Below are 14261 nucleotides of genomic sequence, written 5' to 3' on the forward strand. Positions count from 1 at the left end.
ATGGCGACGCTCGGAAGCTATGCGCAGACCCTGCGCTCGAAGAATGCCGGCGCGCTGATGCTGACCATCGACGTCATCATGACGTCGGAGGCCGCCTATCAACGCGTGATGCAGAGCCCGGCGCTCACCGCCGCGCGTATTGCCGGCCTCTACGGCGTCGCGGCCAAGGATGTGCAGATCATCCCCTATCCGCAGGTGCATGCCATCAAGGTGACGCTGCCGCGTGCCATTGCATCGGGCGACATCGGCGATTCCGATGTCTACGGCGCACAACAGCATGTGCCGCTGATGCTGCTCGACCTCGACAGCGACTAGCCTTCTTCGACGACGAGATTCTGCTGCGTGCGCCTTCGCACACGCGCCAGGATCGATCTGTTTTTTTCGCATGAGTCAGGCCGTCGGCACGCCGTCGGTCACCACGCTTAAGGGAGAAAACCAACATGCCTGCCATCACCCGCCGCCTTGCACTGGCTTCGGTGCTGGGCCTGCCAAGCCTGCTGCAGCCTGCCCATGCCCAGGCGCCCGGCTACCCCAACCGCCCCATCCGGCTGGTGGTGCCGTTTCCGCCGGGCGGCAGCACGGATACCGCGGCGCGCCTGATCGCCGAGTATCTCGGGCAACGGCTCGGGCAAAGCATCGTCGTCGAGAATCGTGGTGGTGCCGGCGGCGTCGTCGGGACGGATGCCGTGGTGAAGAGCCCGCCCGACGGGCATACGTTGGTCTTCGGCACGGTCAGCAGCACGGCCATCAACCACCCCCTCTTCGGCAGCCGCATGCCATATCGGGCCGATGAGCTCGCCGGCATCGGGCTGGTGCTGTCCGCGCCGAATCTCATTCTGGTGCGCCATGATTCGCGCTTCCGCACGCTGCGGGACCTCGTCACCTTCGCGAAGGCCAATCCGGGCGTGCTCAACTTCGGCACGACCGGCCCCGGATCCTCGGTCCAGATGGCTGGCGCCCTGCTGCAGCTTGCGGCCGGGATCGAGGTGACGGCGATTCCCTATCGCGGCGGCGCGCAGGTGCTGCAGGAATTGCTGGCCGGACGAGTGGATTTCATCGTGGACAGCATCCCCTCCGCGATCACGCTGATCCAGGATGGGCAACTGCGTGTCCTGGCGGTGACCGACCTTGTGCGCGCCTCCGTGTTGCCGGACGCACCGACGACGACCGAGGAAGGCTTCCCCGACGTCCAGTCCACGGCCTGGTTCGGCCTGCTGGCCCCCGCGCAGACGCCGCGCCCCATCATCGAGAGACTGGGGCGGGACCTCGCCGCGGTCCTGGAGGAGCCCGGTGTCCAGGCGCGTTTCGCCAGTCTGGGCGGCGGGCCGCTGCCCCTGCCGGGCGGCCGCACCACCCCCGCCGCCTTCGACGCCTTCATCGCAGCCGAGATCGCGAAATGGAGCGGCGTCGTCGAACGCACGGGCGTGACGGCGAACTGAGCGGATTCGGCGGGCGCGACCAGCGCCCGCCCCTACGCGGCGAAGCCGTAGAGCCGCGTCGCATTCTCCGCGAAGACCGCTGTGTGGTGTTCGGGCGGGACATGCGTCGCGAAGAGATCCACCAGGGCCGCATCATCCGGCACATGGCCGACCGCATTCGGGTGCGGCCAGTTCGTGCCCCAGACGACCTGGCGTGGATTGGCCTCGACCAGTGCCTTGATCAACGGGCCCTGGCGACCCGGGGCCAGCGCATAGGGCGATGACAGTTTCACGAAGGCACGCCCGGCGGCGAGCATCCCCGACACCACCTCCCAGGCTGGATGCCCGGCAAAACCATCCGGCGGCAGTTGCGCCAGGTGGTCGAAGACCACCGGGCAAGGCAGCGCCCACAGCACCTCCGCCTGCTCGGCGATCACATCCGCCGAGGAGAAGATCTGCAGGTGCCAGCCAAGCCCGGCCAGGACCGTGCCGAGGGGCGCCATCGCCTCGACCCCCAGGGCCGCCCCGGGCGACAGCAGGTTCATCCGGGCGCCCCGGGCGCCCAGCAGAGCCATCCGCCGCAAGTCTGGCTCGGGCGTGTCGGGGGCGACGACGACCACCGCGCGGCTATCCGCCCCGCCCTCGGCCGTCGCGGCCAGGGTCAGGCGGTTGTCGGTGCCATAGGCCGATGGCTGCACGATCACGTTGCGCGCGACACCCAGCCGCGCCCGCAGCCGCGCATGATCGGCCAGGGTGGCATCCGCGACGACGCGCGTGACCCCCGGCGCCAGCGGATACCGCGCGTCATAGACGTGGTGGTGCGTGTCCACCGTGCCGGGCGGCAGCTTGGTGCGGGGCGGGTTGAGGCCGGTCGTGAAGGGAATGCTCATGGCCGCAAAGTGTGACGACGCGCCGCCCGGGGCAAGCAAGGGGGGGCAAGCGCCTAGGCTACCGCCCCCGCTCCCCCGGCGTATGCCCAAAGCTTGCCCGGAACGCCGCGCCAAAAGCCGAGGCGCTGGCATAGCCCACGGCCGCCGCCACCCGCGCGGGCGGCGTGCCGCCCGCCAGCATGGCCGCGGCCTCCGCCAGGCGCAGTTGTTGCCGCCAGGCCGCGAAGGGCAGCCCCGTCTCCTGCCGGAACAGCCGGCTCAGCGTGCGGGCGGAGGCCCCGGCCGGCATCGCCCAATCCTCCAGCGGGCGTGGGTCGGCGGGGGCCGCGCGCAGCCCCGCGGTGACGCGGCACAGCCGCGGGTCGCGCCCCTCCGGCACGCCCAGCGGCAGGTGCGGCGCGCCGGCCACCTCCTCCAGGATCAGCGCCGCCAGGTGCCCGCCCCGGCCGGCCGATTCCCATTCCAGCGGCAGGGCGCAGGCGGCCAGCACCAATTCCCGCAGCAGCGGGGTGATCGCCAGCACCGACACCCCGGCCGGCCCCACCGCCGCCGCATCGGCGCGGAAGAACAGCGCCCGCATCGCCACCGGGCCTTCGGTCCGCACCGCATGGGCGGTCCCCGCCGGCATCCACAGCGCCCGCCCCGGCGGCACCACCCAGGCCGTCGTATCGGTCCTGACCCGCATCACCCCGGCGGTGGCGTAGAGGAACTGCGCCCGCGCATGGGCATGTCGGCCGGTGTCGTGGCCGTCGGCATAGTCGTGGGCATAGGCCGCCAGCGGCCGGTCCACCGCATCCTGCGGCATCGGCGGCCGCACCGCGCTTTGGCCGGATTTCGATAGTGTCTGTCCGGACGTCGCCATGCGGACAGGCTATGCTGGCGGCAACGAACAGGGAAAGCCCCATGTCACCCGCCTCGCGCCAAATGGCGCTGATCAACGTCAGCCATATCTTCACCCACTATGCCTTGCTGATCCTGGCGACAGCCGTGCTCGGCATGGTGGCGCAGGACCCTGGCGCCTTCGGCCTGGAATTCGGCCCGATCCTGGCCTTGGGGACGGGGATGTTCGTGCTCTATGGCGCGCTGTCCCTGCCGATGGGCTGGCTGGCCGAACGGGTCGGCCGGCGGGCGCTGATGGCGGCGCATTTCCTCGGCACCGGGGCTTGCATGGCGCTGGCGGGCCTGGCCAGCGGCCCCTGGACGCTGGGCATGGCGCTGGCCGCGATGGGCGCCTTCAACGCCATCTACCACCCGATCGGGACGGCCATGCTGGTCGAGGCCGCGGGCGAGAAGGTCGGCCGCGCGATCGGCGTGAACGGCGTCTTCGGCAATATCGGCGTGGCGCTGGCCCCGGTGCTGACGGCGCTCTTCGCCACCACCCTCGGCTGGCGCTGGGGGTTCATCCTGCCGGGGGTCGCCTGCATGGCGGTCGGCTTCGTCTGGCTGCGGGAACCGGCGCTGGACCTGTCGGCCCGGGTCGGCGGCGGCAAGCCCTTCCCGGCCATCCCGCCCGCCGTGGTGCGGCGCGCGGTGACGGTGCTGCTGTCGATCGCCTTCGCCTCCGGCTTCGTGTTCAACGCCTTCACCCTGCTGCTGCCAAAGCTGATGCAGGAACGCCTGGCGTCGGAGCCCAATTTGCTGCCGGTCGTGGGGCTGCTGGCCTTCCTGGCGACGCTCTGCGGCGGGCTGACGCAGTTCACCGTGGGGCGGCTGATCGACCGGATGACGCTGAAGCGCGTCTTCCTGCCGATGGCGCTGGTGCAGGTGCCGGCGATGCTGGCGCTGGCCTATGGCCAAGGCTGGGTGGTGCTGCCGCTGGCAGCACTGCTGGCCGCGGCGATCTTCGGCCAGGTCACGGTGAACGAGACGATGATCGCGCGCTACGTCGCGCCGCCGCTGCGGGCGAAGCTGTATTCCATCCGCTTCTTCGTCGGCTTCCTCGGCGCCGCGACGGCAAGCCCCCTGGTCGGCTACCTGCACGACCTGTCGGGCAACCTGTCGCTGCCGCTGCTGGTCCTGGCCGGCTTCGGTGCGATCACCACCCTGGCCTGCCTGTTCTTCCCCGACCGGCCGGAGGAGTTGCGCCCCGAACTCTGGGGTGCCGCCGAAGCGCCGCCACGCGGCGTGCCGGTCGCCGCCGAATAGCGCCCCCCCTTGCCGGGCCCCTTGCCGGGATGGGGTGCGGGCGCCCAGATGGCGGGCATGGACCTCGACTTCTCCGATGCGGAACTGCACCGCTATTCCCGCCACATCCTGCTGGCCGAGGTGGGGGCCACCGGCCAGGCCCGGCTGCGCGCGGCGCGGGTGCTGGTGGTGGGGGCCGGCGGGCTCGGCTCGCCCCTGGCCCTGTATCTGGCCGCCGCCGGCGTCGGCACCATCGGGCTGATCGATCATGACCGGTTGGAACTGTCCAACCTGCAACGCCAGATCGCCCATACCACCGCCCGCATCGGCGCCAACAAGGTGGATAGCGCCGCCGAGGCCATCACCGCGATCAACCCCGATGTCCGCGTCGAGGCCCATATCCGCCGCCTGGATCGCGCCGCCGCCGAGGAGCTGATCCCGCGCTACGACCTCGTCTGCGACGGCACCGATAATTTCCCGACGCGCTTCCTGCTGGGCGATGCCTGCCACCTGCTCGGCCGCCCGCTGGTCAGCGCGGCGGTGCTGCGGTTCGAGGGGCAATTGTCCGTCTTCCGCAGTCATCTGGGCGACCCCCACCCCTGCCAGCGCTGCCTGCATCCCGCGCCGCCGCCGCCCGGCCTGGTGCCGAGCTGCTCCGAAGCCGGGGTGCTGGGCGCCGTCACCGGCGTCATGGGCACCTTGCAGGCGACCGAGGCGCTGAAGCTGATCCTGGGCATCGGCGATCCGCTGGATGGGCGGCTGCTGCTGTGGGATGCGCTGGATGCGCGGATGCGCACGGTGCGGCTGAAACGCGATCCGGACTGCGCGCTGTGTGGGCCGCGGGCGACCATCCATGACCTGGGCGGCCACGCGTGACGGCCAGCCTGGGGCTGCTGCTGCGGTCGGGGGGGCATGAGGCCGCGCATTACGCATTGGTGCTGGCGACCGGGGCCGCGGCGGTGGGGCGCGACGTGGTGATCTTCGCCACCAACGACGGCTGCGCGTTGTTGCTGGCCACCCCCACCGCGCTGCTGGAGGACCCGCGCGAATCGCTATTGGCCGCGCGTGGCGTCGCCGGCATCGGCACCTTGCTGGCGGCGGCGCGGGACCTGGGCGTGCGGCTGATCGCCTGCGATGCCGGGCTGCGCGCGACCGGCATCGCCGCCGGCGCTCTTGCGGCGGATGTGGAGGTGGCGGGCGTCGTCACCTTCCTCTCCGCGACGGTCGGGGGCCAGGTGCTGTCGCTGTGACGACACGGCGCTTGACCCGCGGCGCCGGACCCGGTCCATGTTCGGGCATGCGATTCCCTTGCCCTCGCCCCTTGTCGATGCTGCCGCTGCTGGCCCTGTTGGCCGCGGTGGCGACGGCCGCGAGCCCGCGCCTGATGGCCCAGACCATGCCCCCCCCGGTGCCGCAGGCAGCGAGCCCCACCCCGCCGCGCCCGCCGACCCGCCCGGCGGCGCCGAGCGCGCAGACCACGCGCCCGCCCGCCGCCGCCACGACCCGGCCAGGCCAGCGCGCCCAGCCCGGCACGCCCACCCGCAACCCGGCGGCAACGCCGGCACGCCGCCCACGCACCCCCGCCGCGGCGGCAGCCGCGACGGCCGCTGCCGCCGCCGCCGCCAGCGCGGCACCTCCCGCGCCGACACCGCCGCCCGAACCCACCCCGCCGCAGATGGGCACCGTCACCGGGCTGCAATTGCCGCGCTTCGCCGCCCTGCGGTCGGACGAGGTGAACATGCGGGCCGGGCCGGGCACCCGCTTCCCGATCGAATGGACGTACCAGCGGCGCGACATGCCGGTGGAGATCGTGCGCGAATTCGACCTCTGGCGCCGTATCCGCGACCAGGAGGGGATCGAGGGCTGGGTGCATTCCTCCACCCTGGCCGGGCGCCGCAGCTTCCTGGTGCGCGGCGTGGACCGCGACCTGCGCCGCAGGCCGGAGGAAAATTCCGCCGTCGTCGCCCGGCTGCGCCCCGGGGTGATCGGCCGGCTGATCGCCTGCCCGATTGGCCCCTGGTGCGAAGCGCGTGTCGGTGAGTATCGTGGGTTCCTGAAACGCGACGAAATCTGGGGCATCGGCCCCGAGGAGATCGTGCAGTGACCGACGAGCACACGCCCGCCATGCATTCCATCGGGGGTGACGCCCGGTTCCGCTGCGTCGCGGTCGAGCGCGACGAGGCGCCGCCCGATGCCTTCGGCAAGCGCGTCGATGCGCTGCGCCAGCTTCTGGCGGCCAAGGGGCTGCTGTCGGTGGATGAACTCCGGCGGGGGATCGAATCCCTGCCGGCCGACGACTACTTCGCCTTCAGCTACTACGAACGCTGGCTGGCCAGCATGGCCGGGCTGATGGTCGAGAAGGGCGTCATCCCGGCCGAGGACATCGGCTGATGCTCGCCGCCGGCACCGCCATCCGCGTGCGCGACGACTGGCCGGAAACGCGGGGCCGTTGCCACATCCGCACGCCGCACTTCTGCCGTGGCCGGCGGGGTCGGATCGTGCGGCACCTGGGCGATTTCCCGAACCCCGAGGACCTGGCCTTCGGCCGCCCGGCGCCGCGCCGGGCGCTGTACCATGTCGCCTTCGACCAGCCGGCGATCTGGGGCGAGGGTGCCCCGGGCGACGACCTGCTGGTCGAGATATTCGAACACTGGCTGACGGAGGACGAGGCATGACGCCCGCCGGTTCATGAGCCCCCCGCCCAGCCCCGAGATGGTCGCGCGTCTGCAGCGCTTCGAAGCCGCCCTGGCGGCGCGCGGAATCGTCAGCGCCGCCGAGATCGAGGCCCGGATCGCCGTCACCGACCGCGCCAGCCCCGCGATCGGGGCAGCGATGGTCGCACGCGCCTGGACCGATGCCGATTACCGTGCGCTGCTGGTCAGCGACGGCACCAAGGCCGCCGAGGCGATGGGCGCGGTCATGGCCGGCGCCCCGCCGCTGGGCGTGCTGGCCGATGCGCCGGGGCTGCATCACCTGGTCGTCTGCACCCTGTGTTCCTGCTACCCGCGCGCCGTGCTGGGCTATCCGCCGCATTGGTACAAATCCTCGGCCTATCGGGCGCGGGCGGTGCGCGATCCGCGCGGGGTGCTGACCGAATGGGGCACCGTGCTGCCCGAGGGCACGGCCGTGCGGGTCGTGGACAGCACCGCGGATTATCGCTGGATGGTGCTGCCCGAACGCCCCGCCGGGACCGAGGGCTGGGATGCCGCGCGGCTGGCCGGGATCGTGACGCGGGACGTGCTGGTGGGTGTGGCCCTGCCGCTGGCCTGAGCGCTGTATCCCTTGCGTGGCATGGATTTTTGCGGTTTCGGACAAATTGCCGGCGCGGCCTGTGCGCGCGATCCCGGGCCGTCGTGGGGTGGTGTTCGGCGGCATGCAGGGCCCCCTCGATGTAGGGTTTTTATCCTAGCACGCCATCCTGGTTCCAGGGCGAAAAATCAGCGCAACTGCTCCATCAGCAGTCGCAGCGACGTGACCGGCACCCGCAGCAGCCCATCGAAGGGCCGGTTCAAGGCCAGGATCAGGAACATCGCCGCGGCCACGGACACCGCGCCGATCAGCAAGGCCCCGACGACCGTCCGGTTGCGTGGCGCGAGCAAGCCGAAACCCAGGAACAGCATCGTCAGCCAGAATACCATGACGACCAGGAAGGGCCGGGGCATACGGTCATGCGCCCGGTCCGCGAGCAGGATCCGCAAATGCCCCACCCCATTCAGCAGGGTGGACACACGCTGCAGGATCGCGCGCTGCGCCGCCGTTCGCGGCTCCAGCCCATCGACCTCGGCGGCGAAGGCGGCGCGCTCCGCCGGCTCATAGCCGTCGGCCAGACGCACCAGGTCCACGCCGTCGGGCAGCAGGAAGCGTCCCACTTCGTGGCGCACCACCTGGCGGAACAGGGCGCGCGCCGGCGCGGCGTCCGGGCCATAGGCGCCGAGCGCGCGGTCCAGTTCCAGCAGGCTGGCCGAGGCTTCATCGACCTGGGAGCGCACACCGTCATTGGTCACCTGCGCCGCATGGATCAGCAGGCCGAGCAGCAGCGCCGTCATGGTCGCGACCAGCCCCATCATGCCCTTGATGACGTCGCGGGACAGCGGGTCCAGGTGGTCCTCCGGCACCCGCGCGTTCAGCACCAGCCCCATCAGGGCGGCGCCGAAGGTCACGATGCAGATCGCGCCGGCGATGAGGATGGGGCTCACGGCAGGGGCTTTGGGTCGCGGCCGGGTCGCATGGTCTGGATCATCGCGCCGTAGGGGCCTTTTCGATGCGTCACGTTAGGCAGCGGGCCGGGCCGCGGCAAGCGGTGGCGCGCCATCTTGACGCCACCCCATCCCCACCGCTCAAACTGCGGCCACGGTGCCCCCGCAGGCGCGCCGCCAGGGGAGCCTCCCCCAAGACCTGCGCCAACCGACCCTCTTTCGGCAGGCGCCCACATGACCCCTCCCCCGCTCCCCTCCTATGCCGAGGCGCTTCGCGTCTGGCTGCGCGTCGGCCTGCTGTCCTTCGGCGGACCGGCGGCGCAGATCGCCGTGATGCACAAGGAAATCGTCGATGAACGCGCCTGGGTGTCCGACCGGCGGTTCCTGCATGCGCTGAATTTCTGCACGCTGCTGCCGGGGCCGGAGGCGCAGCAACTGGCGACCTACCTGGGCTGGCTGATGCATGGCGTGCGCGGCGGGCTGACGGCGGGGCTGCTGTTCATCCTGCCGGGTGCGGTGGTGATGCTGGCGCTGTCGGCGATCTATGCCGGGTTCGGCCAGGTGCCTGTGGTCTCGGCGCTGTTCTTCGGGCTGAAGGCCGCGGTGCTGGTGTTGGTGGTGGAGGCGCTGCTGCGCCTGGCGAAGCGCGCGCTCAAAGGGGTTTTTCCGCGCGTGCTGGCCGTGGTGGCCTTCGTCGCGCTGTTCGCCTTCGACGTGCCTTTTCCGGTGGTGGTGCTGGCGGCCGGCGTTGTCGGTTTTTTCGCGCGGCATCAATTCGCGCCAGCCAGTCATGGCAAGGCTGCGGATGGGCCGCCGTCGGCGCTGGATGCGATACTCGACGCCGACCCCGGGCGCATGGTTCGCATGGCGGGTGCAGCCTGGCGCGCGGGTTGGATCGCGGTTGGGGTCTGGCTGCTGCCGGTGGCGCTGCTCTGGGCCGCGGGCGCCGGAGTTTTCGCCGATGTTGCGGTGTATTTTTCGCAGATGGCGATGCTGACCTTCGGTGGCGCCTATGCGGTCCTGGCCTGGGTCGCGCAAAGTGCTGTCGAGACCTACGGCTGGCTGTCCGCGCAGGATATGCTGGCCGGGCTGGGCCTGGCCGAAACCACGCCGGGGCCGCTGATCCTGGTTCTGCAATTCGTGGGTTTTCTGGCCGGGCACCAGGCGCATGGGATGCTGGGTGGGGTCGCGGCCAGTATCCTGACCCTATGGGTGACCTTCGTGCCGTGCTTTGCCTGGATTTTCCTGGGCGCGCCCTTTGTCGAACGGCTGCACGGCCAGACGGCCATGTCGGGCGCGCTGGCGGCGGTGACGGCGGCGGTGGTCGGCGTGATCGCCAACCTGTCGGTCTGGTTCGGGCTGCGCGTGCTTTTCGCCAATGTGGCGACGGTGCCGATCGGGCCGATGCGGATCGACGTGCCGGTGCTGGCATCGGCCGACCTGGGCGCCTGGGCGATCGCGATCCTTGCGGCTTTGTGTGTTTTTCGTTTCAGACTCGGCGTAGGCAAGACCTTGGGACTTGCGGCACTGGCGGGTTTGGTGCTGCGTTGGATTGGAATGTAAGGACGATTATGTGACCGAGCCTGCACCACTGATTTCTGCCTGGCCGGGTGGCCGGAAACTCTGCGTCATGATCACGGTCATGTACGAAACCTGGCCCGATGGCATGGCGCCGCCCTATTCGCCGATGGCGAGTGCGCTGCGCGATGGCGTGATCGACCGCCAGGGCATTTCCTGGGCCGAGTATGGCGGCAAGACCGGCATCTGGCGGCTGAAGCGGCTGTTCGACGCGCATGGCGTGAAGGGCACCGTCGCGGCCAATGCCCAGGCGGTCGAACGCTACCCGGACAGCATCCGCGCGTTGCACGACGCGGGGCATGAGATCGCCGGGCATTCCTATACGCAGAACATGTTCATGCCCTACCTGGCGCCGGATGCGGAGCAGGCGCTGATCAAGGATTGTTCCGACATCATCGCCGCCGCCACCGGCGAGCGTCCGTCCGGCTGGGCCAGCCCGCGCATGACGCCGACGGAACACACCGCGGGCTTCCTGGCGGAAGCCGGTATGGTCTGGCACGGCGATTACAACGACACCGACCTGCCCTATGTGGTGAATACCTCGGCCGGGCCGATCGTGGCGCTGCAGCACAGCGATTTCACCGACAACCGGGTGATGCGCGGCGCGCCGCGCGATTTCTGGGACGTGTATCGGGATACCTTCGACTTCCTGATCGCGAGCGACCGTCCGGAAATCCTGAACCTGACCGTGCATGCGCATTTCGGCGGGCGGCCGCCCATGGCGGCAGTCGTGGACCGCATCCTGCGGCATATGCGCGCAGCCGATGGCGTGTGGTTCGCACGGCACGACGAGGTTGCGCGCTGGGTGCTGGAGCAGCCGCACGGGGTTGGGTGAATATTGGGGAGGTTGCGCTTTGAAAGGGGCTTTGCCCCTCTCAAACTCTCCCCACCAGGGGCCGCCGCCCCTGGACCGGCGCGATGTATTGGTAAAATAAAGAGAGGGGCGCCAAGGCCGCGCCATTGATGCAGGGCGATCCCTGCCCCTCTCTTTATTTTACCAAAGGTCGTGGGTTCCAAGGGGCCACGGCCCCTTGGTGGGGGAGGTGTGGAGGGGGCGAAGCCCCGCTCCACGGCGCATCTTCCCCAATATTGCCCCCGTCAATCCAACTGCGACAGGTAGTGCGCCAGTGCGGCGATCTGCTCTGCCGTCGTGCCTTGCATCACGGCGTTCATGCTGTTGTCGCTGCCGGTGCGGCGGCCGTCGCGGTATTCGGTCATCGTGCGGACCAGGAAGTCCTCGCGCTGGCCGGTCAGGCGCGGGATCTGGTTGCGGCCGCGGTAGTCGGGCAGATGGCAGACGCCGCAGTTGCGCGGGCCGGACAGGGCCTGGCCGGCGGCGAAAAGGGCCGGGTCGCGCGGGCGGCGGTCGTCGGGGGGGCCGGGCGGAAGGCTGGCGAAGAAGGCCGCCATATCCTCGATGTCCTTGTCGGGCAGGTTCGCGGCGATGGCGTTCATCACCGGCACGTGGCGCAGGGTTTCGCGGAACAGGATCATCTGGATCGTGATGAAATCGGCGGGTTGGCCGGCGAGCGAGGGGATGTCCGGCATCTGGCTGCGCCCGTTCGCGCCATGGCAGGCGACGCAGGATTCGGCGGCCAAGGTGGCACCGCGCGTCGCGTCCTGGGCGAGTGCGGTGGTGGCGAGGGCGGCGCCGAACAGCGCCGCCCCGAGGGTCCGCAACCTCACTGGCGATAGGAGATGCGGTAGATGGCGCCCATCTGTTCATCCGCCACCAGCAGCGCGCCGTCGCGCATCACGTGCACGTCGACCGGCCGGCCGAGGAAGCGCTGGTTCGCATCGTCGCGCAGCCCTTCCATGAAGGGTTCGACCGCGGTGACGTTGCCTTGCGCGTCGAGCTTGGCCACGACCACGTCATACCCGCTGAGGCGTTCGCGGTTCCAGGAGCCGCGGCGGGCGATGAAGATCTGGTTGCGATAGGCTTCGGGGAACATGGTGCCGTCGTAGAAGCGCATGCCGAGGGCCGCGACATGTGGCCCCAGCAGTGCCGCGGGCTGGCTGAATTCGGAACAGTTGCGCCCGGCATTCTCCTGCGGGTCGGCCCAGGTGCCGACGCAGAAGGGGAAGCCGAAATCCTCACCGGCGCGGCGCACGCGATGCAGCGTGTCCTGCGGCGAGTCATTCCCGGCCCAGTCGCGTTGGTTGCTGGTCGCCCACAATTCGCGGGTCACCGGGTGATGCGCCATGCCGACGCTGTTGCGCACGCCCCGTGCCTCGATCCGGCGGTCGCTGCCATCGGGCTTGAAGGAGACGAGCAGCGCGAAACGCTCGCGGTCGAGGGTGCAGATATTACAGTTGGCGCCGACATTGGTGTAGATGCGGCCGTCGGGCCCGAGGATCGTGAACTTCCAGCCGTGGTTGCCGGCGTGTTCGGCCTCGGTCGGCAGGTTGAAGGCGGCGGTCATGTCCACCGGCGCGGGCACGTTGTCGAGGTTGGCCTCGATATTGTCGTAGCGCAGCACGCGGTCGATCGCGATGACGTAGAGCGCGTTGCCCACTATCACGACGCCATTCGGCTGGGTCAGCCCCTGGGCGATGGTGCGGGTGCGGGTGGTGCCATCTTGGTTGCGGGTGATGGCGTAGACGCGGCCGATGACGCGGGATCCGGCGAAGATCGTGCCGTTCGGCCCTTCGGTCATCATGCGGGCGCCGGGGATGCCGCTGGCGAAGACCTCGGCTGAGAAGCCGGCCGGCAGGCGCAGGGCCGCGACGGGCAGTTGGTCGGCCGGCGTCACGGTCAGGCGCGGGGCGTGGGGGGCAAGGGTGGAACCCTCTGGCCGGCCGACCGCCCAGCCGGGCGTGGGGGCGGGCTGGGCGAAGGCTGGCCAGGCCGTCAGGGCCGCCATTAGCCCGGCAACCAGTGTTGTGCGGATCATGCGGTGTTCCTCCGGGTGCAGCGTGCTCTGGCTGGCACGCATTCGATTCACGATGAGACGACTGGCGGCGCATCGCAAGGCCCGGCTGCAACCGTTTTCGCTAAAGGCCGGGCGGCGCTGGTTGCCGTGCGCCGGCAAGCAGCCCCATGCTGGCGGTAACAGGGGAGGAATGGGCGAATGATGCCGACACGTCGCGGTGTGCTTGCGGGGCTTGCCCTGGGTTATCCAGCCTTGGCATCCCCGGCCTTGGCGCAGGGCGCCTGGCCGACGCGGACCATCACGATCACCGTCGCCTATGCGCCCGGCGGCACCGGCGACACTTTTGCACGCGCGGTCGCGGACAGGCTGCGCCCGGCGCTGGGGCAGAGCGTGGTGGTGGAAAACCGCTCCGGCGCCTCGGGCGCGATCGGCACGCAGGCGGTGGTGCGGGCGGCGCCCGATGGGTATTCGCTGTTGCTGGGACAGACGCCGGAGATCGCCATCGCGAAATCCTTCGTGCCCAACATCGCCTATGATGCCGAACGCGACCTGGTGCCGATCGTGATGATCGGCGACGCGGCGCTGGCGCTGGTGGTGCCGGGCAATTCGCCGTTCCGCAGCGTGGCGGAGTTGATGGCCGCGGCCCGGGCGCGGTCGCGGGGGATCACCTTCGCCTCGGCCGGTACCGGCACGCCGGGGCATTTCGCGGCCGAGGTGCTGGCGCTGCGGGCGGGGGGCGGGATGACGCATGTGCCCTATCGCGGTGCCGGGCCGGCGCTGACCGATCTGTTGGGCGGGCATGTGGATTTTTTCTTCTCCGGCATGCCGGCGGCGGTGCCGCATGTGCGGGAGGGCACCTTGCGGATGCTGGCCGTGTCCACCGCGCGGCGCAGGCCCGGGGTGCCCGATGTGCCGACGGTGCAGGAAGGCGGGGTGCCGGATTTCGACTTCAGCCTCTGGAGCGGGTTGTTCGCGCCCGCCGGCACGCCGCCCGCCGTGGTCGGCCGCGTGAATGCCGAGGTGAATACGATCATCGCCGACCCCGCCATCCGCGGCCGCTTCATCCAGGAGGGGGCGGAGATCCTGGCCAATACCCCGGCGGAATTCGCCGCGATGGTGCGGCGCGACATCGCCAAATACGCCGAGGTGATCCGCGCGACCGGGGTGAAACCGGAATAGGGA

17 protein-coding genes are annotated in these 14261 nt (G+C 70.4%); 12 read left to right on the forward strand and 5 right to left on the reverse strand.

Annotation, left to right across the window (positions count from 1 at the left end; genetic code table 11):
* Together ACQW02_RS16220 and ACQW02_RS16225 are read left to right on the forward strand one after the other, a co-directional pair.
* Positions 1 to 315 (forward strand): DUF4387 domain-containing protein, encoded by a 315-nt coding sequence (locus ACQW02_RS16220; protein ID WP_431280954.1) that lies wholly within the window; start codon positions 1 to 3, stop codon positions 313 to 315.
* Between the two features lie 125 nt (positions 316 to 440).
* Complete coding sequence (locus tag ACQW02_RS16225; protein WP_431280955.1) at positions 441 to 1439, forward strand: Bug family tripartite tricarboxylate transporter substrate binding protein; 999 nt, start codon at positions 441 to 443, stop codon at positions 1437 to 1439.
* Positions 1440 to 1471: 32 nt separating this feature from the next.
* Here the strand turns inward: ACQW02_RS16225 and ACQW02_RS16230 are convergent, their stop codons facing one another.
* Together ACQW02_RS16230 and ACQW02_RS16235 are read right to left on the reverse strand one after the other, a co-directional pair.
* On the reverse strand, positions 1472 to 2308 hold the full coding sequence (locus ACQW02_RS16230; protein WP_431280956.1) for an amidohydrolase family protein: 837 nt from the start codon (positions 2306 to 2308) through the stop codon (positions 1472 to 1474).
* Positions 2309 to 2366: 58 nt separating this feature from the next.
* The gene (locus tag ACQW02_RS16235) at positions 2367 to 3170 is read right to left on the reverse strand and encodes an AraC family transcriptional regulator (RefSeq protein WP_431280957.1); all 804 of its coding nucleotides are present in this window, start codon (positions 3168 to 3170) and stop codon (positions 2367 to 2369) included.
* Between the two features lie 41 nt (positions 3171 to 3211).
* Here ACQW02_RS16235 and ACQW02_RS16240 point away from each other — a divergent pair, with 41 nt between their 5' ends.
* From ACQW02_RS16240 to ACQW02_RS16270, 7 genes are all read left to right on the forward strand, one after another.
* The gene (locus ACQW02_RS16240) at positions 3212 to 4453 is read left to right on the forward strand and encodes an MFS transporter (protein ID WP_431280958.1); all 1242 of its coding nucleotides are present in this window, start codon (positions 3212 to 3214) and stop codon (positions 4451 to 4453) included.
* A gap of 57 nt (positions 4454 to 4510) precedes the next feature.
* Positions 4511 to 5308: a HesA/MoeB/ThiF family protein gene (locus tag ACQW02_RS16245; RefSeq protein ID WP_431280959.1), complete on the forward strand. Its 798-nt coding sequence runs from the start codon at positions 4511 to 4513 to the stop codon at positions 5306 to 5308.
* Positions 5305 to 5682 (forward strand): DsrE family protein, encoded by a 378-nt coding sequence (locus tag ACQW02_RS16250; RefSeq protein ID WP_431280960.1) that lies wholly within the window; start codon positions 5305 to 5307, stop codon positions 5680 to 5682. Before ACQW02_RS16245 ends, ACQW02_RS16250 begins: the two co-directional genes overlap by 4 nt.
* A 77-nt stretch (positions 5683 to 5759) precedes the next feature.
* Complete coding sequence (locus tag ACQW02_RS16255; protein ID WP_431280961.1) at positions 5760 to 6536, forward strand: SH3 domain-containing protein; 777 nt, start codon at positions 5760 to 5762, stop codon at positions 6534 to 6536.
* Positions 6533 to 6823 (forward strand): nitrile hydratase, encoded by a 291-nt coding sequence (locus tag ACQW02_RS16260; protein WP_431280962.1) that lies wholly within the window; start codon positions 6533 to 6535, stop codon positions 6821 to 6823. Before ACQW02_RS16255 ends, ACQW02_RS16260 begins: the two co-directional genes overlap by 4 nt.
* Positions 6823 to 7107, forward strand: a complete 285-nt coding sequence (locus ACQW02_RS16265) for an SH3-like domain-containing protein (protein ID WP_431280963.1) — start codon at positions 6823 to 6825, stop codon at positions 7105 to 7107. Before ACQW02_RS16260 ends, ACQW02_RS16265 begins: the two co-directional genes overlap by 1 nt.
* Before the next feature lie 13 nt (positions 7108 to 7120).
* Complete coding sequence (locus ACQW02_RS16270) at positions 7121 to 7702, forward strand: nitrile hydratase subunit alpha (protein WP_431280964.1); 582 nt, start codon at positions 7121 to 7123, stop codon at positions 7700 to 7702.
* Between the two features lie 167 nt (positions 7703 to 7869).
* Here the strand turns inward: ACQW02_RS16270 and ACQW02_RS16275 are convergent, their stop codons facing one another.
* Positions 7870 to 8628, reverse strand: a complete 759-nt coding sequence (locus tag ACQW02_RS16275; RefSeq protein ID WP_431280965.1) for a hypothetical protein — start codon at positions 8626 to 8628, stop codon at positions 7870 to 7872.
* Positions 8629 to 8862: 234 nt separating this feature from the next.
* Between ACQW02_RS16275 and chrA the strand changes: the two genes are divergently transcribed.
* Positions 8863 to 10191 carry a chromate efflux transporter gene (chrA, locus tag ACQW02_RS16280; RefSeq protein WP_431280966.1) on the forward strand — a complete coding sequence of 443 codons (1329 nt, stop codon included), beginning with the start codon at positions 8863 to 8865 and terminating at the stop codon, positions 10189 to 10191.
* 67 nt (positions 10192 to 10258) lie between these two features.
* Entirely contained in the window at positions 10259 to 11041 is a 783-nt protein-coding gene (locus ACQW02_RS16285; protein WP_431280967.1) for a polysaccharide deacetylase family protein, read from the forward strand.
* 263 nt (positions 11042 to 11304) lie between these two features.
* On the opposite strand, the gene ACQW02_RS16290 is transcribed toward ACQW02_RS16285, so the two are convergent.
* Both ACQW02_RS16290 and ACQW02_RS16295 read right to left on the reverse strand, forming a co-directional pair.
* Positions 11305 to 11892, reverse strand: coding sequence for a c-type cytochrome (locus ACQW02_RS16290; RefSeq protein ID WP_431280968.1), 588 nt, complete (start codon positions 11890 to 11892; stop codon positions 11305 to 11307).
* Positions 11889 to 13100, reverse strand: a complete 1212-nt coding sequence (locus tag ACQW02_RS16295; RefSeq protein WP_431280969.1) for a PQQ-dependent sugar dehydrogenase — start codon at positions 13098 to 13100, stop codon at positions 11889 to 11891. The genes ACQW02_RS16290 and ACQW02_RS16295 overlap by 4 nt, the downstream gene beginning before the upstream one ends.
* Before the next feature lie 177 nt (positions 13101 to 13277).
* Here ACQW02_RS16295 and ACQW02_RS16300 point away from each other — a divergent pair, with 177 nt between their 5' ends.
* The gene (locus tag ACQW02_RS16300) at positions 13278 to 14258 is read left to right on the forward strand and encodes a Bug family tripartite tricarboxylate transporter substrate binding protein (RefSeq protein ID WP_431280970.1); all 981 of its coding nucleotides are present in this window, start codon (positions 13278 to 13280) and stop codon (positions 14256 to 14258) included.
* Positions 14259 to 14261: the final 3 nt, after the last annotated feature.

The sequence above is a fragment of the Humitalea sp. 24SJ18S-53 genome (assembly GCF_050632385.1).
Classification (GTDB): domain Bacteria; phylum Pseudomonadota; class Alphaproteobacteria; order Acetobacterales; family Acetobacteraceae; genus Humitalea.